The sequence below is a fragment of the Ralstonia soli genome (assembly GCF_023955655.1).
GTDB lineage: Bacteria > Pseudomonadota > Gammaproteobacteria > Burkholderiales > Burkholderiaceae > Ralstonia > Ralstonia soli.
On sequence record NZ_JAMXHT010000002.1, the window covers coordinates 54,203 to 74,808 of the forward strand.

Sequence of the window (20,606 nt, forward strand, 5' to 3'; positions counted from 1 at the left end):
GCGAGCGCGCTTCATGTCAGCTGAATTTTCTGTTACGCGTCCACATCGCTTGTCGAACGTTGAACGTTGGGACATCGAAACGGATGTCATCGTGGTGGGTTTTGGTGCGGCGGGTGCATGCGCGGCCATCGAAGCCGCACACGCCGGTGCCGCCGTCACGCTGTTCGAGGTGGCGTCTGGCAGTGGCGGCACCAGCGCCTTGTCGGGCGGTGAAATTTATATGGGCGGCAGCGGCGGCACGCCCGCGCAGCGGCAGGCAGGCTTTAACGATGACACGGAAGACCTGTACCGCTATCTGTTGATGGCGGGCGGGCCCGATGCCGACGAGGCAAAGGTCCGCCTGTATGCCGACAACAGCTGCGCCCACTACGACTGGCTGGTCGAGCAGGGCGTGGTCTACAAGAACACCTATCTGCCCGAGCGGATGATGGAGCCCGAGACAGACGACTGTCTGATCTGGTCGGGAAGCGAAGAGGCGTGGCCCTTTGTGGAAACCGCAAAACCGTGCCCACGCGGGCACACGCCGCAATTTGTCGGCTGGGGTGGCGGGCGCATGTTGATGGACGCGCTGGCTGCGCGTGTCGTCAAGCTGGGCGTGGACGTACGCTACGACAGCCGCGTGCTCGCATTGATTGCCGACGAGGCCGGTGCCGTGCATGGCGTGGTCGTCCGCACCGATGGCCGCGTGCAGTACGCGCGTGCGCGCCGGGGTGTCGTGCTCTGCGCGGGCGGGTTCGCGATGAACCGCGACATGGTGCGGCGCCATGCGCCCAGCCTGTTGCGCGCCAACGAACCGATTGGCAGCCCAGGCGATGACGGCTCGGGCATCCTGATGGGCATGAGCGTGGGCGGTGCCGCGATCCATATGGACCAGGGTTTCACCACCTTGCCGTTTTACGCGCCGGAGTCGCTCATCAAAGGCATCTTCGTCAATGAACGCGGCCAGCGTTTCATCAACGAGGATTGCTACCACGGCCGCGTCGCGCACCACATCCTGCAGCAGCCCGGCAACCGCATTTATCTGTTGGTCGATAACGCAACCTACCAACCGCCGGCCGAGTTCGCACGCATCGGCATCGCCGCCGCGGGCGAGACGTGGGAGGAAGTCGAACACGACCTGGAAATGCCGCCGGGCACGCTCAGCGCCACGATGTCGGTCTATAACCGTTATGCGAGCAAAGGCACCGACCCGCTGTTCCACAAGGCCGCGAAGTGGCTCCAGCCATTGATCGAACCGCCGTTCGTTGCGCTGGATTGCCGCATGGACTACGCGTTCTATTCGTACTTCACGATGGGCGGGCTCGATACCTTGCCCACGGGGCAGGTAGTGTCAGAAAAGCGTGTGCCGATTCCTGGGCTGTACGCCGCGGGGCGCACGACGTGCGGCCTGCCGCGCTGGGGTGGTGGATACAGCTCGGGCATGTCGCTGGCCGACTCCACCTTCTTTGGTCGGCAGGCGGGGCGGCACGTTGCCCGTTCGGGTGCCGACGCCTAATCTTTGATCGGACGCCTTCACGCGAAGGCCCAAGAGAACAAGAGGACAAGAGGAAATCACGATGAAAGAATTCAACGACAAGGTGGTGCTCATCACCGGCGGGTCAACCGGCATCGGCCGCGCGGCTGCCGCGGCATTTGCACGTGACGGCGCCAAGCTGGTGCTGGCCGACGTGAATGCCGACGTGGGTGAAGCCTTTGCCGCCGAACTGCGCAAGGGCGGCAGTGATGCCCTCTTCGTGCGGACTGACGTGTCCCGCGCGGAAGACTGCGAAGCCATGGTGGCTCGGGCCCTGGAGACGTTCGGGCGGCTGGATGTCGCATTCAACAACGCGGGTATTTCGGATGCGCCGCAAACCGCCACGCCGGAGTATTCGCTCGATCTGTGGGAGAAGATCATCGGCATCAACCTGTCGGGCGTCTTCTATTGCATGCGCTACGAGATTCCGGCGCTGCTCAAGTCGGGCGGCGGCGCCATCATCAACACGTCGTCGATTGCGGGGCAGATTGCATTCCCCGGCACGGCGGGCTACACGGCCAGCAAGCACGGTGTGGTGGGCCTGACCAAGGTGGTGGCCGCCGAATACGGCGCGCGCGGCATCCGCTGCAACGCGCTCGCGCCGGGCATGATCGAAACGCCCATGACCAAAGCCGCGCTGGACTCCGAACAGGCCCGCGCTGCGATGCTCCCGGGCATTCCGGCCAGGCGCTTCGGCAAGCCCGAGGAAATGGCCGACGTGGTCGTCTGGCTGGGGTCTTCGCGCGCGAGCTACGTCAACGGCGCCTATATCGCGGCCGACGGCGGTTATCTGATCCAGTAACGGCCTCGTCGCACTGGATGCGATCAAGTCGTGTCTTCAAGCATTGGCCCCGCATATGCGGGGCCTTTTTTCATTCAGCCGTCGGGCAACGCCGCCTCGTAGTCTGTAAAGACGATTCGGCACGCGCACGCAAAACGTAGCGTAGCGAAAGCGCTGGTTGGTTGTGACCGGTGAACAGGAGACAGACATGACCCGGCTGAAGGGGAAAGTGGCATTGATTACCGGCGCGGGCCAGGGCGTGGGGCAAGGTATTGCTTACGCCTTGGCGGCCGAGGGCGCGCGTGTTGCCGTGGTCGGCCGTACGGCAGGCAAGCTCGATGAAACGTGCGCAGAGATTCGTCGCCGTGGCGGCGAGGCGCAGCCCTTTGTGGCTGACGTGATGGTGAAAGACGACATCGAGCGCTGCGTCGCGCAGGTGGCGGCGCACTTCGGCGGCATCAACGTGCTCGTCAACAACGCACAGGTGGTGCCGCTGGGGCGCCTGCTGGACGTGACGGACGAGGCGTTCATGCAAGGCATCGATTCCGGCCCGCTTGCGACCATGCGCCTGATGCGCGCGTGCTATCCGCATCTGCGCGGCGACGGCGCGGTGGTGAACTGTGTGTCATCCGCTGCGGTGCGCTGGGACGCCTCGGGCTATGGCCACTACGCGGCCGTCAAGGAAGCCATCCGTTCACTCACCCGCGCTGCGGCCTGCGAATGGGGCGTGGATGGCATTCGCGTCAACGCCATTGCACCGCACGCCATGTCGCCCGGCATGGCCGGATGGGTGGCCGAGCGGCCGGAAGAGGCGGCCGCCTTCTTCAAGACCATTCCGCTGCAGCGCGTGGGCGACTGCGAGAAAGACATCGGCCGCGCCGTTGCAATGATCGTCAGTGCCGATGCCGGCTACCTGACCGGCGCGACGATCCCCCTCGACGGCGGGCAAGCCTATTGGGGATAAGCGCACCACACGTGCCGGTGCGTGACGAAATGAATCTCAAAACGACATCAGAGGTTGAAACATGAATCGATTGCTCAACAAGGTCGCGATCGTGACCGGTGGCGCCCGTGGCATGGGCGCGCACACCTGCAGGTTGTTCGTGCAGGAAGGCGCGCGCGTCGTCATTACAGACGTGCTGGAAGCCGAGGGCGAAGCGCTGGCGCGTGAGCTGGGCGACGCGGCACGCTTTCGCAAGCTCGATGTGAGCGATGAATCCGCGTGGGCGAGCCTGGTGGCAGAAACGGTCGAGGATTTCGGCCGCGTCGATGTGCTGGTCAACAACGCCGCAGTGCTGGCGTTCGGCAGTATCACGGAGTTGTCCAAAGCCGCGTTCGAGCGCGTGGTCGCCATCAACCTGGTCGGCACGTTCCTGGGTATCCGCACGGTGGCGCCGTTCATGAAGCAGCAGGGCGCTGGTTCCATCGTCAACATTTCGTCGGTCGATGGGCTGCGCGGCGTCAACGCGCTCGCCGCCTACGTGTCGAGCAAGTGGGGCGTGCGGGGGCTGACCAAGGCTGCAGCGCTGGAACTGGGCCATCACGGCGTGCGGGTCAACTCGATCCACCCGGGCGGCGTGAACACGGTGATGTCCAACCCGACCGGCGCGCCGGTGGACGAGGTCAACAAGGGCTACCGCAACGTACCCGCGCAACGCGTTGGCGATCCGGATGAAGTGGCCCGGGCCACGCTGTTCCTCGCCAGCGACGAGGCATCGTACTGTCACGGCAGCGAGCTGGCTGTGGATGGCGGGATGGCTGCCGGCAGCTACTACCCGGGCTTGCCCGGTTCGCCAATCTGAACGGTCGGCGACGGCAGCGGAGGCTGCCGTCTGCGCTGTGACCGGCGCGGTAGCCCACGCAAACGCTGTCGCGTGGGTAACCGGGCTGTTCATAGGGTAAATGACCGATGGCCTGGCCATTGACTTGATGCAAGCATGCACCAGCGGTGTCCGGAAATGCTTACAGGAGTCAGGCAGATGCTCAACAAGCTGGTGATGGCCGCCTTGGTGGCCCAGGCGTTCTCTGGATTGGCGATGGCCCGCGGCGAGGGTGCTGTCGAAGATCTGAACATTCCCGGTCAACCGCCCATGCTCGGCCTGCATTGGGAGCGGGGCCAGGCCACAGCCCATCAGGCGCGCCCCGGCACCAGCCCGCTCATGACCTATCAGGGCGGGAAGATCATGCCGACAGCGGTCACCCAAGCGATCTTCTGGGGCACGAGCTGGAGCAACAGCAGTTTCATCGGCGACAAGATTTCCGGCATTGACGACTGGTACACCGGCTTCAGCAATGCCAACTACGCCAAGACCAGCGACGAGTACACCGGGACGAACGGCCGGGTTGGTGCGGCCACGTCGTATCTGGGCCACATCATCGACACGAGTGCGGCGTCCGGCGGCGGCTCCACCTCGGCCATCCTGGCGGAGGTCTGCAAGGTGATCAAAAACCCCGACCCCTCGGGCAACGGCTACTACGCCGTCTACACCGACCGGCCGCGCGGCAATGCGGGCTATTGCGCGTATCACAGCTATGGCCAATGCGGCGGCACGCCAGTGCAGTTCGCCTTCTTCTGGAGCCTCGATGGCGACCCCGGTTGCGATCCGCAAGACACCTCGGGCCTGCATTCGCAAGGCTTGGCGGCGCTGGCGAATGTGTCCGGCCATGAGTTGTCGGAGGCGCGCACCGATCCGGCCTCGCCTGGCGGCTGGTATGACCGCAACGGCCAGGAGAACGGCGACAAATGCGCCTGGACCTTCGGCGCACCGCTGGTGACGTTCAGCAATGGCGTGCAATGGAAGATCCAGGGCGAGTGGTCGAATGCCGCGTACACCGCAGGCACAGGCTATCCGAACAGCTCGGGACAGAAAGGCTGCCTGTCGGGGCTTTGATCAGCGACGCGTGAACGGCGCCGGCCCGAGTGCGAATCCGGCCGGCGTTGTCATTTTCGCTTCGGACGCGCCGTCTTCGCTCACTCACAACACAAGGCGTGCCGCATGTGTTTCGCCCCAACCCTGTTGCTCTTAGCGGCACTCGCCGGTCCGGCCTTGTCTCAACCGGTGTTGCCGCCAGGCACCGGTGGCTCGCCCTTGGGCCTGGCAACCCGCAGTGTGTCGGTCTATCTGGGCCTGGAGCGCACCCTGGTCGATTCGCTCAAGCAAGGGAATCGCGATGCCGTGCTCAAACAACTGGCCGAAGGCTTTGCCGCCTACGCGCCTGATACAAACGACCAGGGACTGCCGGCGCAGGCTTGGGTGGACGGCGAACTGCATCGCCAGATCATCGACGCGCAGGTGCGCGATCTGAACGTGCGCGAGCTCGACGACCTGGCAATCGTGAGCTTTCTGCTGGAACAACAGCTCCACCGCAGCGGCAAGACGCGCACAACGGTCGTGTACGTGGTCGACATCTGGCGCCGGACATCACACCAGCTGTGGGCGCGCTACGTATCGTGGCCGGCGCATGTCGGGCTCACGCCTGCCAGGCGCAGGCCGACCGGAAAGGAGTAGGGCGCTTTCGCCGCCACCCGTCGCGCTCGCCGGCCCGCAGCGGCCTCACGTCGACATCAACCGGCCACCCCCTGCACAGCGCGGCTGACCGTCTGCTCGAACGCAGACAAGTCCGGTGTGGCCATCACATCGCGGAAGCGCGCATAGTTCCAAGGCCAGCTTGCCGGCACACCTTCGCCGTCGAGGTACCAGCTGTTGCAGCCCGACGCGAAGATGGTGTTCTTCGCAGCCGCCAGGCGTGCCGCCTCGTAGGCGTCGAGCGCTTGCTGCGTGGCGGCAATCTCCGTGCACGCACCGCTGCGCAGCAGGTTCAGCAACTGCGCGATGTAATCCCATTGCTTCTCTGCCACGTCGATCAGCGAGAAGTTGCCGACCGGGCTGGTCGGGCCATTGAGCATGAAGAAGTTCGGGAACTCGGGAATGGAGATCGCCAGATAGGCGTGCGGCCGCTTGGCCCACACGTCGTCCAGCCGGCGGCCGTCGCGGCCGGTGATCTGCATCGGGCGCATGAAGCGGTCTGCGTGGAAGCCGGTGGCCAGCACCAGCACGTCCAACTCGTGCTCGACGCCGTCGCGTGTGCGCACGCCTCTCTCCGTCAGCGTCTCGATGTCGTCGACGACCAGTTCGGCATTGGGGTGCTGAATCGCTTGGTAATAGTCGGGCGAGAAGATCAGGCGCTTGCACGCCGCACGATAGTTCGGGCGCAGCTTCTCGCGCAGTACCGGGTCTTGCACGCTGCGTTCGAGGTTGTCCAGCACGATGGCCTCGATCATGGCGATCTCGGGCGACGACGCATCGGCCACGGCCGTGGTGAAGCGCTCCACGTTGGCCAGGTAGGTCTCGTCGTTCTGCATGCGCTTGAGCAGCGCCGGATCGTCGCGGAAGGCCTGCTTTTGTTCTTCGGTGAAGAAGGGGTTCTCCACCGGCATGACCCATTGCGCGGTGCGCTGGAAATGCTTGAGCTTGCCGGCGCGGCTGGCCAGTGCCGACACCAGCTGCACGCCGGTCGACCCATTGCCGATGATGCCGATGCGCTTGCCGTCCAGCGGCACGGTGTGGTCCCAGCGTGCGCTGTGCAGCAGGTCACCGCGGAAGTCTTTCAGGCCCGGGAGGTTCGGCGTGCGCGGGTGGTGCAGCACGCCCGTGGCGGCGATGACCACGTCGGCTTCATCGCGCACGCCGCTGGCCGTTTCCAGATGCCAGCGCCCGCCCACGAACTCACAGCGCTTCGCTTCCTGGTTGAAGCGGATCAATTCGTCGATCTTGTACTTGCGGGTGGTCTGCTCGAAGTAGCCTTGCACTTCCGCGCCCGGCGGCAGCTGGCGGCTCCACTCGGCATTGGGCTCGAACGAATACGTATACGCGTGCGAGGGCACGTCGCACGTCAGGCCCGGATACGTGTTCTCGCGCCAGGTGCCGCCCACGCGTGAGGCCTTCTCGTAGATCGTCACGTTCCGGTAGCCGGCTTCGAGCAGCTTGATGCCGCTCAAGATGCCCGACATGCCTGCGCCGAGCACAACGACGCGCAGGTCTGGATTGAGGTTGGGTTGCGTCATGATGAATGTCACTCTGGTAAGTCGTGTTGATGCGGATATGCGACGCCAACCTGGGGCCGGAATGCACAATCTGTGGTGAGAAAAAGCGCGCCTAGTGGCCCATCGAGATACCACCCGGCGCAGGGCGCCTGAGCAGGCACGCCAGTGGAATACACAGCAGCAGCGCGAGCGCCAGCAGGTGGAACGCCTCGGAATACGTCATGACCATCGCTTCACGCTGGATTTGCGCGGCCAACTGCCCCAGGGCTTGTAGCCGGGCATGGACCGCATCGCCGTGCTGCTCCACCAAGCCCTGTGCCGTGGCGGCAAGGTAGGCCTGGCCGATGGGGGCGTTCCCGCTCAACGATTCACGGATGACGGCGTCGTGAAAGGCGTAGCGCCGGTCGATCAGCACCCCGAGCAGCGCCAGCCCCACCGAGCCGCCCAGGTTGCGCGCCATGTTGTACAGGCCCACGGCGTCCCCCGCGTCTTCCTTTGCCACGGCACCCAGAGAGGCCTGGTTCAGCGGCATCATCGCCATCATCTGGCCAACGCCGCGCAGCAACTGGGACTCGATGAAGTTGCCCCCGGCCGACTGCGCCGTCAGGGCAACGTCGAGCAGGCAACTGGCGCCAAAGCAAAGCAGCCCGCCGATCACCAGCACGCGCATGTCGATGCGGCCGAGCAACTGCGGCAGGACGGGCGCCATCAGGAACGCTGGAATGCCGTAGACCAGCATCACCGCCCCGGACTGCTCGGCGTTGTACCCCGCGATGCCGGCAAGGAATTGCGGCAGCAGATACGACATGCAGTACATGCCCGCGCCGATCGTGAAGACGATCACGATCACGCTGGCGTAGCGCGGGTTGCCCAGCAGCCGCAGCTTCACGATGGGCTTGCCGGCGCCGAACTGGCCGGCCGCCAGCAGGCCGATGCCCACCACGGCAATCACACCGAGCCAGACGATCATGGGCGATTCGAACCACTGTTCGCGCTGGCCTTCTTCCAGCAGCACGGTCAGCGAGCTGAGCCCGATCGAGAGCCCGCCGATGCCGAGCCAATCGGCATGGAAGAAGCGCGACCAGTCCGTGCGCTCGGCGGGCAGGCCCACACGCAGCAGCACCATCAGCGCGATCGACACGGGCAGATTGAGGAAGAAGCACCAGCTCCAGTCCAGGTTCTCGGTCAGCCAGCCGCCGACGGTCGGCCCCAGCATGGGCCCGAGCAGGACGGTGAGCCCGAAGATGGTCATGCCGATCGGCATCTGCCGCCGCGGCAGGCGCGTGGCGACGATGGTCTGCGCGGTGGGGATCATGGCGCCGCCGGCGAATCCCTGGCCGATGCGACCGATGACCATCTGCGTGAGGCTATGCGATACGCCGCAGAGGATCGAGAAGGCGGTGAACAGCACTGCATTGCCCAGCAGGAACCGGCGCAGGCCAAAGACGCGCGTCAGCCAGGCGGCGAGCGGAATCATGACGATTTCCGACATCAGGTAGCCGGTGGAGATCCATGTGCCCTCGGTGCCGGTGGCGCCGATCCTGCCCTGGATCTGCGGCAATGCTGAGTTGGTGATGGAGATGTCGAGGCTCGCCATCAGCGCGCCAAGGGCGCCCGCTGCCACGGCAATCCAGTCGACCGCGCGCGCGCGCGGTTCCGATCCGCGCGCGTCGGGCCTAGCCACGCGAGGCTTCCAGCTCGATGCGCTCCCGCGCTGCCTGCGCGCCGCGCGTATCCACATGCACCGTCACCGACAAGCCGGGCACGAGCACGCTGCGCGCTTCCTTGCCGGCTTCCACACGGATGCGCACCGGCACACGCTGGACGATCTTGGTGAAGTTGCCCGTGGCGTTCTGTGGTGGCAGCAGCGCAAACTGCGCGCCGGTGCCGGGCGACAGGCTCTGCACGGTGCCGTGCAGCTCCGTGCCGCCGAGCGTGTCGACCAGAATGCGCGCGGGCTGGCCGGGGCGCATCATGCCGATCTGTGTTTCCTTGAAATTGGCTTCGAGATAAAGATCCTGCACCGGCACAAGCGTCAGCAGGCGGGAGCCGGGCTGCACATACTGGCCGACGCGCACGGCGCGGTCTCCCACGCGGCCGGCGGTGGCGCTGCGGATGACGGTGTCCTGGATGTCGAACTGGGCCTGCCGCGCGCTGGCTTGCGCCACGGCCAACTGGGCCTTGGCCTGCTCGATCTGCGCTTGCGTGGCAACCACCTGGCGCTGTGTGGACAGCAGGGCGGCGCGGTTGGATTCCACATCGGCGGCGGCCTGCTTGCGTCCGGTGCGCAGCTCGGCCATGCGTTCGCCGCTTTCCGCGCCGATGGCTACCAGCGGCGCATGGCGTTGCGTTTGTTCGACGACAAAGGCTTCGTGGGCGCGGGCCCCGTCCAGCGTTGCGCGAGCGCGCTCCACATCGGCCTGACGCTGGAGCAGCTCGGCCTCGCCGCGTGCAATGTCGGCGCGGCGTGCGGCGATGGTGGCGCTGGCCTGCTCGAGCGCGGCCCGGTATTGGCGATCATCCAGACGCACCAGCGGCTGCCCGGCAATCACGGTCTGGTTGTCGGTGACTAGTACCTCTGCCACGTAGCCCGTCACCTTTGGCGCGACGACCACGTTGTCGGCGCGCAGGTAGGCATCGTCGGTGGTTTCAATGAATCGCCCGACCATCCACCAGCGCAGGCCCCCGACGCAGGCCAGCACCAGCAGGCCGCTGCCGAGCAGCACAAGCAGGAGAACGCGCAGGCGGGGCAGTTGCCCACCTGCGGTGATGTCGGGTCCGATGGCCTCGCCGGCCGGTGCGGTCATGGTCATGGAGGGTTCCGATCGGATGACTGTGGTGGGTCGGGCGCCCGCGATACTGCTGGCGCCGTCCCCACCGGTTCAATGCATCAGGCCATCAAGCCATCAAGCCACGTTCGCGGGCCAGGGTCATGGCGGTGTCCTCGATCATGTCTTCCTGCCCGCCCACCAGGCGCTGGCGGCCAAGCTCGACCAGAATCTCGCGGGCCGGAATCTTGTACTTGGCTTCGGCGCGCTTGGCGAACAGCAGGAACGAGGAGTACACGCCCGCATAGCCCAGCGTCAGTGCATCGCGGTCGATGCGGATCGGGTGGTCCATGATCGGCACGACCAGGTCTTCCGCCACATCGGCAATGCGGAACACGTCGACACCGGTTTCGATGCCCATGCGCGCGCACACGGCCACGAACACTTCCATCGGCGTGTTGCCGGCACCGGCGCCCAGGCCAGCCGCGGCCGCGTCGATGCGGTTGGCGCCGCAGGCCACCGCGGCCAGCGAGTTGGCGACGCCCATGGCCATGTTGTGGTGGCCGTGGAAGCCGAGTTCCGTTTCGGGGCGCAGCGCCTGGCGCACGGCGGTCAGCTTCTCGGTCACGTCGTGCGGCAGCATGTGGCCGGCCGAATCGGTGATGTACAGGCAGTTGGCGCCGTACGATTCCATCAGCAGCGCCTGCTTGACGAGCTGCTCGGCCGGGGCCATGTGCGCCATCATCAGGAAGCCCACCGTATCCATGCCCAGCTTGCGGGCCATGCCGATGTGCTGTTCGGACACATCGGCCTCGGTGCAGTGCGTGGCCACGCGGATGGTGTGCACGCCCAGGTCGTGCGCCATGTGCAGGTGCTCGACGGTGCCGATGCCCGGCAGCAGCAGTGCAGACACCTTGGCTTGCTTCAACTCGCCGAGCACGGCGCGCAGATAGTCCTCATCGCTGTGGGCGGGGAAGCCGTAGTTGACGGAAGCGCCGCCCAGGCCGTCGCCGTGCGTCACTTCAATCAACGGCACGCCGGCGGCGTCGAGCCCGCGCGCAATGCTCTTCATCTGCTCCAGAGAGATCTGGTGGCGCTTCGGGTGCATGCCGTCGCGCAGCGTCATGTCATGCAGGGTGATGCGTTGTGTCATGTCGATATTCCTCGGGCTCAGGCTCAGGCGAGTGCCGGTTCGGCGGTGGGCAGCGAGCCATCCAGCAGCGCGGTGGCAATGCGCTCTGCCGTGCGTGCGGCGGCGGCGGTCATGATGTCCAGGTTGCCGGCGTAGCGGGGCAGGTAGTCGCCCAGGCCTTCGACTTCCATGTAGATGGACACGCGCTTGCCGTCGAACACCGGGCCATTCTTCAGCGTGTAGCCCGGCACGTATTGCTGGACGTCGGCAATCATGGCGTGGACCGACTTGGTGATCGCTTCCACATCCGGCTCGCCTTCGGTCAGGCAATGCACGGTGTCGCGCATGATCAGCGGCGGCTCGGCCGGGTTGATGATGATGATGGCCTTGCCTTCGCGTGCGCCGCCCACCTTCTCGATGGCGCCGGAAGTGGTGCGCGTGAACTCGTCGATGTTCTTGCGGGTGCCGGGGCCGACGGAGCGTGACGACACCGTGGCCACGATCTCGCCATAGGCCACCGGCTGCACGCGCGAGACGGCGTAGACGAGCGGAATGGTTGCCTGCCCGCCGCAGGTGACCATGTTGACATTCATGGCGTTGGAGCCCAGGTGCGCGTCGAGGTTGACCGGCGGCACGCAGAACGGGCCGATGGCCGCGGGCGTGAGGTCGATCATGCGTACGCCGCGCGCCGTGAGCTTGTCGGAGTGCTCGCGGTGCACGTAGGCCGAGGTGGCGTCAAAGGCGATGCGGATGCCGTCGGCCTCCAGGTGGGGCAGCAGCCCGTCAACGCCTTGGTCGGTGGTTTTCAGGCCCAGTTCACGGGCGCGGGCCAGGCCTTCGGAGGCGGGGTCGACCCCCACCATCCAGACCGGTTCCAGCACCGTACTGCGGCGCAGCTTGTAGAGCAGATCGGTGCCGATGTTGCCGGGGCCGATCAGGGCGCATTTGATTTTTTCCATGGGGCTTCCTTCTGATGATGGGTACGCGTTGGCACGCCCTTGCGCGGGAGCAGCGTCAGACAAAGTCCGCCGTGCAACTGCCGATGCCGCTGATATGCATGCGCAGGCGATCGCCGGCCTTCACCGGGATCAGCGCGGCGAGCGAGCCGGAGAGAATGGTTTCGCCGGCCTCCAGCGCCACGCCAAGCTCGCCCAGCGTGTTGGCAAGCCACGCCACGGCGGCGGCGGGGTGGCCTTGCACGGCATCGCCGCGCCCGGTGGCGACACATTCGCCGTTCTTTTCCAGTGTCATGGTGCAGGCGGCGAGGTCCAGGCCCTCGGGGCTGACACGCGTCTGGCCGAGCACGTAGACGCCGCACGAGGCGTTGTCCGCCACGGTGTCTTCAATGCGGATGCGCCAGTCTTCAATGCGCGAATCGACGATCTCGAAACACGCGCAGACGGATTCGGTGGCGGCCAGCACGTCTTCGGGCGTGATGCCGGGGCCGCGCAGGCTGTGCTTGAGCGTGAAGGCAATCTCGCCTTCCGCGCGCGGCGCAATGAGCGCGCCGGCCGGAATGGCCTGGCCTTCCGCGTAATGCATGCTGGCAAGCAGCATGCCGAAATCGGGTTGGTGCACGTCCAGCATCTGCTGAACGGGTTTGCTGGTCACGCCGATCTTCTTGCCGACAACGCGGTCACCCGCTGCCAGGCGATGGGCAAGGAACCGCTGCTGGATGCGGTAGGCGTGTTCGATCGTGAGGCCGAGGCCTCGGCCGCTCAATGGGGCGACCGGCGTGCGGGTCGCGAGGGCGCGGTGGAGTTCTTCGCCGAGGCAGGCGATCAGATCTTGTTGCATGGCGGAGTGGGGAAGCAGTGTGTCGGCGAGTGCCCGCTTGCGCGGACACTCGGCACATCACAGGTCAGGTGCCAGAACTGCGGGCAGCATCCGGCGAGAAGTAGCTGGGATTGAACTGCGGGCTGTTCTCCAGCACCGGCATCACGTTCTCATTGGACAACCGGTCGGCCAGGTACGCGCCCGAAGCCAGGTCGTGGTAGAAGGTGACCCCCGTGTAGAAGGTGTGGGCGTCGTAGGCGTACAGCGTGGTTGCCATGTTCGTGCGCCACAGTTGGCCTTGTGCGTCGAAGTTGTCGGCGGCCAGTGCCATCCAGCTGTCTTCGTCCAGGTACAGGCGGCGCTTGGCGTACTGATGGCGGTAGCCCGACTTGAGCGTGGCTTCCAGTACCCACACGCGGTGCAGCTCATAGCGCATGAAGTCCGGGTTGGCGTGGCCCTTGGAGAGCAGGTCCTTGTACTTGACCGATGCGCTCATCGCCTTGTAGTTGTTGTACGGCACATAGATTTCCTTCTTGCCGACAATCTTCCAGTCGTAGCGCACGCCCGTGCCGTTGTAGAGACGGTCGTCGTCCACGGTGCGGAAGCCGCCCGTGCCGTTGGGCTGGTCAAAGCCGTATTCCGGCGCCTGGCGCACGCGGCGGGTGCCCGGGTTGTACATCCAGGTGCGGTTGGCGTTGTCGCTGTTGTCGCTCCACAGGGTGTAGCCGACGAGCACGGTGCCACGGTCACGCAGCGGGAGCAGCGTGGTCTGGCGGAAGAACGCCTGGTTATAGAGGTCGCTCTTCGGGTCGGCGGAAGGCGTGTTGCGCACCGAGTAAATGTCGTAGCGCACGCGGCCCCAAGCGATGTTGCCTTCGGGGTAGACGACGGCCTGGTCGTAGGTGGCGGCCTCGGTGCCGATGCCGGAAGACAGGCGCAGGTTCCACATCAGCTCCACACCGTTCTTCGGGATGGGGAACGGAGCAATCGGTGGCGCATTCGTGATGCCGTTGGCTGCCTGGGCGGTCGGCGTGGACATCGGCGCCAGGGTGCGGATTTCCTTATAGACCGAGTCGTTGAAGCGGAAGTCGCGATGCGACGGGTAGACCGGGATCTTGAACGTATCGGGGTAGCGCTTGAGCAGCGCCTTCTGCCCATCGGTCAGGCGGTTTTCATACTGCGCCATGTTCTGCGCCGTGATGACCACCAGCGGCTTCTCGCTGGCGTACGGGTCGGGATAGCGCTCGCCGGCCTGCCATTTCACGCCCGGCGGCGTGCCGAGCCACTTGCCGCTCCAGGCGGGGATGTCGCCATCCTTGCTGCCGGCGCGTTCGGCGCCGACAGGAGTCAGTTTGCCGTCGAGCTGTTTCAGATCGTCCGCGGTGTTCGCCGCAAGCGCGGCAGAGGCGAGCGCCATGCTGCTTGCCAGCAGCAAGGCAGGAATGCGCAGTTGGGGTGTGGGTCGCATTGCTGTGTCTCCTTGGGATAAATCCGGCCGCTCGAGGGCGGCCGGTATGCCGTTGCTCCGGCTTAGAACGAATACTTCGCGTTGAACGCCACGTAGCTGCGGTCAGCCAGCGGGCGGTCGTTGAGGTCGGCACCGCCCATGAACTTCGCGTACGTCAGATTCAGTTCCAGGTTGTTGAGGTACTTCATCGTGACGCCGATGCTCGCGCGGCGGTCGCCCGCGCCATACAGGGAGCCAAGCGCGCCCGGTACGGAGGAGTGACCGCTGATGGCCTGCGCATACGTGAGCGGGATGGTCATGTCCCAACCGTCGAGCACGTTGTTGTAGGTGAGGGACCAGCCGATCTGCGCACCGACTGCGTCACGCGAGTTCGTGAGCACGCTTTGTCCGAAGACCGGGTCGACGCTCAGCACGTGCACGTACGCGATTTCGGCCACGACGCTCTGCGAGTTGGCAAGCTTGTTCGGGCCGATGGCGTAGATGGCAGACAGCTGGCCCTGCACGACCTTGCCGCGCGTTGCCGTCGGCGAGCCCTGCACGTTGACCAGCATCGGCTGGCCGTCCTTGTAGCTCACTTCACCGGCGATGTTGGCGCCGAACGCCTGCGTGGAGAAGCTGGCGCCGGTCAGGTTGATGCCGCCGAAGTACTTCTGTTGGTACTGCATCGTCGGGAACAGCGAGATCAGCACGCTCGGGTTCTTGTCGCTGTACCGCAACTGGTACAGGCCGAACTCGGTGTCTTCAGCCACGCGGAAGCGCGTGCCAATACCCCACTGGCCGGCGTTGGTCGGCTTGATGTCGGGCCCGCGCGGGATATTGAAGCCCGGCCCGGCGATCAGGTATTCCGAGCCCGGCCCGACGATGTCGCTCGTGCTGAAGTAGCTGCCGGGCGGGAACAGCTGGTTCTCCTTGTAGACGAACTGGTAGTAGCCCATCAGGCTGAACGACGGATTGATCTGCCATTGCAAGGAGGCCTGGGGCACGGGCAGCAGGATGTCCTTCACCTCTGCGCCGGGCACGAACGACTTGGTGGCATCCACCGGCCCTTGCGCAGCAGCGATGTTCGGGAAGTACAGGCTTTCGCCCCACGCCACCACCTGGTTACCGATCTTGCCGCTCAGGCGGGTGTCGCCAATGCCGACCGCGCCGTATGCATACGCGTCGAGCAACTGTGCACGCTGGCCCTGGAAGTTGCGCGCATACGGGGTGAATTCGTCGAAGGCGCCGCTATGGTTGACGGTGCCGGGCGCGTTGTTGGCGTTTGTGCCGTGATACGCCGTGTCGTAGAAGGCGCTGCCGCGCACGAACAGGCCGTAGTCGCCGTGCTGCAGATTGCCTTCGCCAAGCAGCGAGGCGCGGTTGGCGATCAGGCTGCCGCGGTGGAAGTTGCGGTTGCCGTCGTCGCCGTTGATGTTCAGCGGCGAGAGCAGCGTATCGCTCGGCTTGCCCGTGCGCATCGCCACGCCGTAGTTGGCCGTGAACGAGTAGCTCAGCGATGTGTCGTTGCCCAGGTCGACAGTGTTGTCGGCCCATGCCGCGGTTGCGAACAGCGTCGCAAGCGCTGCAGCGATGACCGATGGGCGAAGCGTGCGCTGCTGCCGGGTCGGTCGGTTGTCGAGTTTGTCCTGCATCAGTCTCCTCCTATGTGGTCTGCACGGGGGCCTGCTACACGTGCCTGGCCTCTTGTGTTGGCAAGCGTAAGGAGCGGGGTATGCGCTCGAATCGTCAGAACGGACTAGTCCAGCAACATTCGGCAAATCGCGCCGCACGGTCATGTCCGCAGAGGCGCGAATGGGGCCGCGAAATGGCGCCGCGAATGGCGCCGCGAAATGGGGCACTGATGCGCTCACCGTCGCGCATCGGAATCAGGGAAAGCACCGGGTGTGCGGGCGTTCGGCCAACGCCAGGCGTTGGGGTCAGTGACCGCCGCCGGGTTGGGCCGTCGCTGCCGCGAGGAAGGCTGGGCGTTCGCCGCCGCCGTCGACCGTGAGGTTGGTGCCCGACACATAAGCCGCCTGCGGCGAGGCTAGGAACAGGCAGGCGTTGGCAATGTCAGCCGGGTCTGCCAGCCGTTCCAGCGGCACGGTGGAGCAGACACGCCGCAGCGCATCGGCATCGCCGTAGTGCCCTTGCTGTGCGGTCTCGGTCAGCACCAGTCCGGGGCTGACAGCCGCGACCCGCACGCGTGGCGCCCACTCCACCGCCAGCGAGCGCACTGCGTTCAGGATGCCGGCCTTGGCGGCGCCGTAGGCCGCCGTGCCGGGGGAGGGGCGCAGTGCGCTGACGCTGCCGATGAACAACTGCACGCCGCCGCTGGCCTGCTTCTGCATGACGGCGTTGGCACGCTGCGCCAGTTGCAGCGGTGCGACCAGGTTCAGCCGGATGACGGACTCCATCAGCCGGGGCGAGGCGTCAGCCACCAGCGAAAACGGCGAGCCGCCTGCGTTGTGGATCACGATGTCGAGCCCGCCGCTCTTGCTCACGATGGTCGAGAGCAGTGCGTCCATCTGGTCACCCTCACGGATGTCGGCGGTGATGAATTCCGCGCGGCGCGGCGCCCCCGGAGAAAGCGTTTGCGTGTCGTCGGGCGGGGTGCGCCCGCACGTGTAGACCGTGGCGCCGGCATTGAGAAACGCCTGTGCAATGGCGGCACCGATGCCGCGCGCGCCGCCGGTTACGAGCACGGTCTTGTCTTTGAAATCGAATCCCATCATGGCCTGTCTGGCGGTGTCGCCTGTGTTCTGTTGTGAGGTGGTGAGCGAAGAAGTCAGCGCCGATGGTAGGGAAAACCGGGCCCGCGCTCTTAGTCCGAAGAGACGATGCTGGTGGCCGGGGTGGGGAAGATGATCGTTGCCAGACAACCAGACACGGAGCCTCACCAATGTCAGCTTCACAATCGTCGATCACGCTGCCGGTTGGCCGCTACGTGACCACCGCCTCGGGCTTGCGGCTGCATAGCACGGAGTCCGGCAGCGGCGAGCCGGTGGTGTTCATCCACGGCAGCGGGCCGGGGGCGAGCGGGCACAGCAACTTCAAGCACAACGCGCCAGCGTTTGCGGCGGCCGGCTATCGGACCGTGGTGGTGGATCTGCCGGGCTACGGGCTGTCGTCCAAGCCCGATGACGTGGAATACACGCTCGACTTTTTCGTGACGGCATTGCGCGCGCAGCTGCAGGCACTGGAGGTTGGGCGCTGCGTGCTGGTGGGCAATTCGCTGGGCGGCGCGATTGCGCTGAAGTACGCCCTCGACTACCCCGAAGACGTGAGCCGCCTGGTCATGATGGCGCCCGGTGGCGTGGAAGAGCGCGAGACCTACTTCCAGATGGAAGGCATTCAGAAGATGGTGTCGCTCTTCACCGGCGGCCACATGAACCCCGACACCATGCGCCAGTTGCTGCAACTGCTGGTGTACGACACCAGCGTGGTGACCGATGCGCTGGTCGAAGAGCGCATGAACGTGTGCCGCGAACAGCCGCGCGAGGTGCTGGCAACGATGCGCGTGCCGAACTTGACTGCGCGCCTGGGCGAGGTGGCCTGCCCGGTGCTTGGCTTCTGGGGAACGGATGATCGATTCAACCCCGTGAGCGGCGCCATGAAGTTCCTCGAAGGCTGCAAGGAGGCGCGGTGTGTGCTGATCAACCGCTGCGGCCATTGGGTGATGGTCGAGCATCGCGACTATTTCAACCGCGAGTGCCTGGGCTTCCTGGCCGATACGGCAGAGGTGGTAGAGGCGGCGTAAAGCTGATCTGCAGGGCGGGTCCCTCGGCCTCACCGGCCTGTCGATATGTGATGCAAATTCGACTTGCCGCCGGCGGCCGCGCTACGGGGTATCGCTCCCAAGCGTTTGCGCCCGCAACGCGCCTGTAAATCTAGTCTGGTTGGACGATGTGGATGGGCGCTCCACTCTCTAACGTGAACACATCAGATCGGCAAGAGCCGGCGATCGCCAGACCAACCGACGGACTGGCGTTTTGTGGAAGGAGACGACAATGAAAGCAGGACTGTATGCAAGCTTTCTCTTGGGATTGGGCGCCATGACGGCGCTGGGGCTGGGCACGCAGGTCGAGCCGCCGACAGCGCCGCTATCGGTCAGCCAGCTTGGTGGTGCGTTGCAGCGCCTTCTGAGCATCGACGACGCATCGGCCGCCCCGGTAGCGGCATCCATGCCGTGCGATGACGCCTGCCGCCAGAACTACGGCGTGGCGGTGGTCGACGTTCTGAATCGGCTCCCGCGGCAGTAAGGGTCTTCAAGCGCCTTCCGCGCGCTGGCCGCGCGGCCCCGATCCAGCCCTCTTCTTTGGCCGGGCCGGCATCCTTGTGGGATCGGCCCGGCGCTTGCCTTCAGCTCGCCTGCGACGCGGTTTCCGTGTTGCCGCGGCGGGCGGTGTGAAGCGCCTCGGCGCGTTGCTTCACGTCACGCGCGACCTGATCGAACCCCTGCTTCACCCATGCACCGTGCTCGCGCATGATGGTGTCTGCGTTGAGCCCGAGAAACAGGTCCGTCGTGAAGTAGCGGCAGCGGTCCGCGCCGACGGCCTCGACGTACTGGTCGCGCCGTGCGGCGTCCTTGTTCTCATCCGTCGGGCGCTGCTCCCATGAGAGCAGCCGTTCCGGCTCATAGGCCACCAGGTATTCATTGACGGGAATGGTCTGGTCGGTGCCAGGAATGCGCACCTGCATGTACACCATGTCGCCCAGTTTGCCGGTGGTCTTCAAGCCGGGGCAGAAGGTGTTCCATTCTGCGTAGCGCTCGAAGTCGGTCAGCACCTCCCACACCAGCGATGCCGGTGCGTTGATGTCGACCTGAATCGACGTGACGAGATTCTCTGCCTTTGCCATGTGCTCCTCCATGAAGGGGCGTGGTTGGAAAAATAGGAAAGGGCGCTCGAGGGCGCCCCGTTGGTTCAACTCGTGTTCAGCCCATCACCACCACACTCGATAGCAGCATCTTCACCAGCACGGCCTGCCGCGTGGCACCCGTCTTGGAAAAGATGCCGCGCAGGTGGGCGCGTGCCGTGTTCTTCTTGATGCCAAGGCGCGTGGCGGCTTCGTCCAGCGTCAAGCCATCCACCATCAGCAGGGCCAGTTCGATTTCCGTGGGTGTGAGGTGGAACAGCTTGCGCAGGTTGGCGTGCGTGTTGCGCGGCGAGCCCGCCGGGTCGCGAATGAACACGGCCACAGCCGGCCGGCGCGCCTTGTCTTCGGCGCGGTAGCTGAGCGGGATGGGGCGCACCAGCACGCTCAGCGGCGTAGACACCTCGGGCCGCGTCAGTGTGGTGACTTCGCTGCGCGTGTTGGCCGTGGCCTGGGCTTCGACCGCGCCTTCCAGAATCTTGCGGAACTTGCGGTTCTCGATCGGGCAGTGCGCGTGCAGCGTGCCGTCGCTCAACTGCAGGCCATCGCGCGCGGCCAGCAGGCGGTTGGCCATGTCGTTGGTCCTCATCACCTTGCCGCGCTCGTCCAGGATCACGGTGCCCACCAGCAGGCGGTCGACCGCGCCTTCGTACAGCGTGCGTTCCGATTCAAGCACGTCGAGCCGCGCATGCAGATCGACTGCGCGCTTCAGGTGGGGCAGCAGCCCGCCCAGCAGTGTCTTGTCGGTATCGCCAAAGTCCTGCCCGCCGTGGTTGCGGCTGACGAACAGCGCGCATTCCACGCCGTTGGGTGTGACGAGGTTGACGGCGAGGATGTAGCGCAGGTCCAGCGGTTGCAGGTATTGCACGTAGAACGGGTGCGCCAGCCAGCCGGCCTGCCCGAATAGTTCGTCGGCGCTGAACAGCCGGTCGGGGTGCAGGTCCAGGAAGGGGCACAGGGCGTAGTACTGCTCGCTGTACGAGGGCTCGCCCGGCAGCAGCGGGCCGTAGTGCGAGGCGTTGACGATCAGTCCGGGCCGGCAGGTGGCGGGGTGGCGTAGCACCAGGGTCACAAAGGCCGCGCCCAGCCGCTGGCGCACGCTTTCGAGAAAGCCCGCCCAGGGCACCGTCTCGGTCGGCCCCTGATAGAGCAGATCGAGCAGGGCGCTCAATTCGCTGGCCGGCAACGGGTCTGGCAACTTCATGACGGTTCCTCGCGTCGCGACAACGGAAAAAGGCGGCACGGGCCGCCTTTCCCATCGTACGGATCG

The 20,606-nt window shown here is 65.6% G+C and carries 19 protein-coding genes; 8 read left to right on the top strand and 11 right to left on the bottom strand.

What is annotated here, in order from left to right:
• Positions 1 to 13: 13 nt before the first annotated feature.
• The 6 genes from NG900_RS04115 to NG900_RS04140 all read left to right on the top strand — a co-directional run bounded on the left by NG900_RS04115 (position 14) and on the right by NG900_RS04140 (position 5,803).
• A complete protein-coding gene (locus NG900_RS04115; RefSeq protein WP_252677022.1) occupies positions 14 to 1,495 on the top strand; it encodes an FAD-dependent oxidoreductase in 1,482 nt (493 codons plus the stop codon).
• A 61-nt stretch (positions 1,496 to 1,556) separates the two neighbouring features.
• Complete coding sequence (locus tag NG900_RS04120) at positions 1,557 to 2,315, top strand: SDR family NAD(P)-dependent oxidoreductase (RefSeq protein ID WP_252677024.1); 759 nt, start codon at positions 1,557 to 1,559, stop codon at positions 2,313 to 2,315.
• Between the two features lie 187 nt (positions 2,316 to 2,502).
• Entirely contained in the window at positions 2,503 to 3,258 is a 756-nt protein-coding gene (locus tag NG900_RS04125; protein WP_252677026.1) for an SDR family NAD(P)-dependent oxidoreductase, read from the top strand.
• A gap of 61 nt (positions 3,259 to 3,319) precedes the next feature.
• On the top strand, positions 3,320 to 4,096 hold the full coding sequence (locus NG900_RS04130; RefSeq protein WP_252677028.1) for a glucose 1-dehydrogenase: 777 nt from the start codon (positions 3,320 to 3,322) through the stop codon (positions 4,094 to 4,096).
• A gap of 177 nt (positions 4,097 to 4,273) precedes the next feature.
• Positions 4,274 to 5,185 carry a hypothetical protein gene (locus NG900_RS04135; RefSeq protein WP_252677030.1) on the top strand — a complete coding sequence of 304 codons (912 nt, stop codon included), beginning with the start codon at positions 4,274 to 4,276 and terminating at the stop codon, positions 5,183 to 5,185.
• 105 nt (positions 5,186 to 5,290) lie between these two features.
• Complete coding sequence (locus NG900_RS04140; RefSeq protein WP_252677032.1) at positions 5,291 to 5,803, top strand: nuclear transport factor 2 family protein; 513 nt, start codon at positions 5,291 to 5,293, stop codon at positions 5,801 to 5,803.
• A gap of 56 nt (positions 5,804 to 5,859) precedes the next feature.
• Here the strand turns inward: NG900_RS04140 and NG900_RS04145 are convergent, their stop codons facing one another.
• From NG900_RS04145 to NG900_RS04185, 9 genes are all read right to left on the bottom strand, one after another.
• Complete coding sequence (locus NG900_RS04145; RefSeq protein ID WP_252677041.1) at positions 5,860 to 7,359, bottom strand: flavin-containing monooxygenase; 1,500 nt, start codon at positions 7,357 to 7,359, stop codon at positions 5,860 to 5,862.
• A 91-nt stretch (positions 7,360 to 7,450) separates the two neighbouring features.
• On the bottom strand, positions 7,451 to 9,079 hold the full coding sequence (locus NG900_RS04150) for an MDR family MFS transporter (protein WP_420804117.1): 1,629 nt from the start codon (positions 9,077 to 9,079) through the stop codon (positions 7,451 to 7,453).
• Positions 9,015 to 10,151 (bottom strand): HlyD family secretion protein, encoded by a 1,137-nt coding sequence (locus tag NG900_RS04155; RefSeq protein ID WP_252677045.1) that lies wholly within the window; start codon positions 10,149 to 10,151, stop codon positions 9,015 to 9,017. The genes NG900_RS04150 and NG900_RS04155 overlap by 65 nt, the downstream gene beginning before the upstream one ends.
• A gap of 85 nt (positions 10,152 to 10,236) precedes the next feature.
• Entirely contained in the window at positions 10,237 to 11,259 is a 1,023-nt protein-coding gene (gene dmpG, locus NG900_RS04160) for a 4-hydroxy-2-oxovalerate aldolase (RefSeq protein WP_021197669.1), read from the bottom strand.
• A gap of 23 nt (positions 11,260 to 11,282) precedes the next feature.
• A complete protein-coding gene (locus NG900_RS04165; protein ID WP_252677048.1) occupies positions 11,283 to 12,197 on the bottom strand; it encodes an acetaldehyde dehydrogenase (acetylating) in 915 nt (304 codons plus the stop codon).
• Between the two features lie 55 nt (positions 12,198 to 12,252).
• Positions 12,253 to 13,035, bottom strand: a complete 783-nt coding sequence (gene dmpE, locus NG900_RS04170) for a 2-oxopent-4-enoate hydratase (RefSeq protein ID WP_252677050.1) — start codon at positions 13,033 to 13,035, stop codon at positions 12,253 to 12,255.
• A gap of 64 nt (positions 13,036 to 13,099) precedes the next feature.
• On the bottom strand, positions 13,100 to 14,482 hold the full coding sequence (locus NG900_RS04175; protein ID WP_252677052.1) for a DUF1329 domain-containing protein: 1,383 nt from the start codon (positions 14,480 to 14,482) through the stop codon (positions 13,100 to 13,102).
• Between the two features lie 62 nt (positions 14,483 to 14,544).
• Positions 14,545 to 16,113 (bottom strand): DUF1302 domain-containing protein, encoded by a 1,569-nt coding sequence (locus tag NG900_RS04180; RefSeq protein WP_252677054.1) that lies wholly within the window; start codon positions 16,111 to 16,113, stop codon positions 14,545 to 14,547.
• 285 nt (positions 16,114 to 16,398) lie between these two features.
• Positions 16,399 to 17,196, bottom strand: coding sequence for an SDR family oxidoreductase (locus NG900_RS04185; protein WP_252677056.1), 798 nt, complete (start codon positions 17,194 to 17,196; stop codon positions 16,399 to 16,401).
• Between the two features lie 167 nt (positions 17,197 to 17,363).
• Between NG900_RS04185 and NG900_RS04190 the strand changes: the two genes are divergently transcribed.
• A complete protein-coding gene (locus NG900_RS04190; RefSeq protein WP_252677058.1) occupies positions 17,364 to 18,221 on the top strand; it encodes an alpha/beta fold hydrolase in 858 nt (285 codons plus the stop codon).
• 250 nt (positions 18,222 to 18,471) lie between these two features.
• A complete protein-coding gene (locus tag NG900_RS04195) occupies positions 18,472 to 18,723 on the top strand; it encodes a hypothetical protein (protein ID WP_252677059.1) in 252 nt (83 codons plus the stop codon).
• A gap of 100 nt (positions 18,724 to 18,823) precedes the next feature.
• Here NG900_RS04195 and NG900_RS04200 read toward each other — a convergent pair whose 3' ends face one another.
• Both NG900_RS04200 and NG900_RS04205 read right to left on the bottom strand, forming a co-directional pair.
• On the bottom strand, positions 18,824 to 19,321 hold the full coding sequence (locus NG900_RS04200) for an SRPBCC domain-containing protein (RefSeq protein WP_252677061.1): 498 nt from the start codon (positions 19,319 to 19,321) through the stop codon (positions 18,824 to 18,826).
• A 76-nt stretch (positions 19,322 to 19,397) separates the two neighbouring features.
• Entirely contained in the window at positions 19,398 to 20,540 is a 1,143-nt protein-coding gene (locus NG900_RS04205; protein WP_252677063.1) for a helix-turn-helix transcriptional regulator, read from the bottom strand.
• Positions 20,541 to 20,606: the final 66 nt, after the last annotated feature.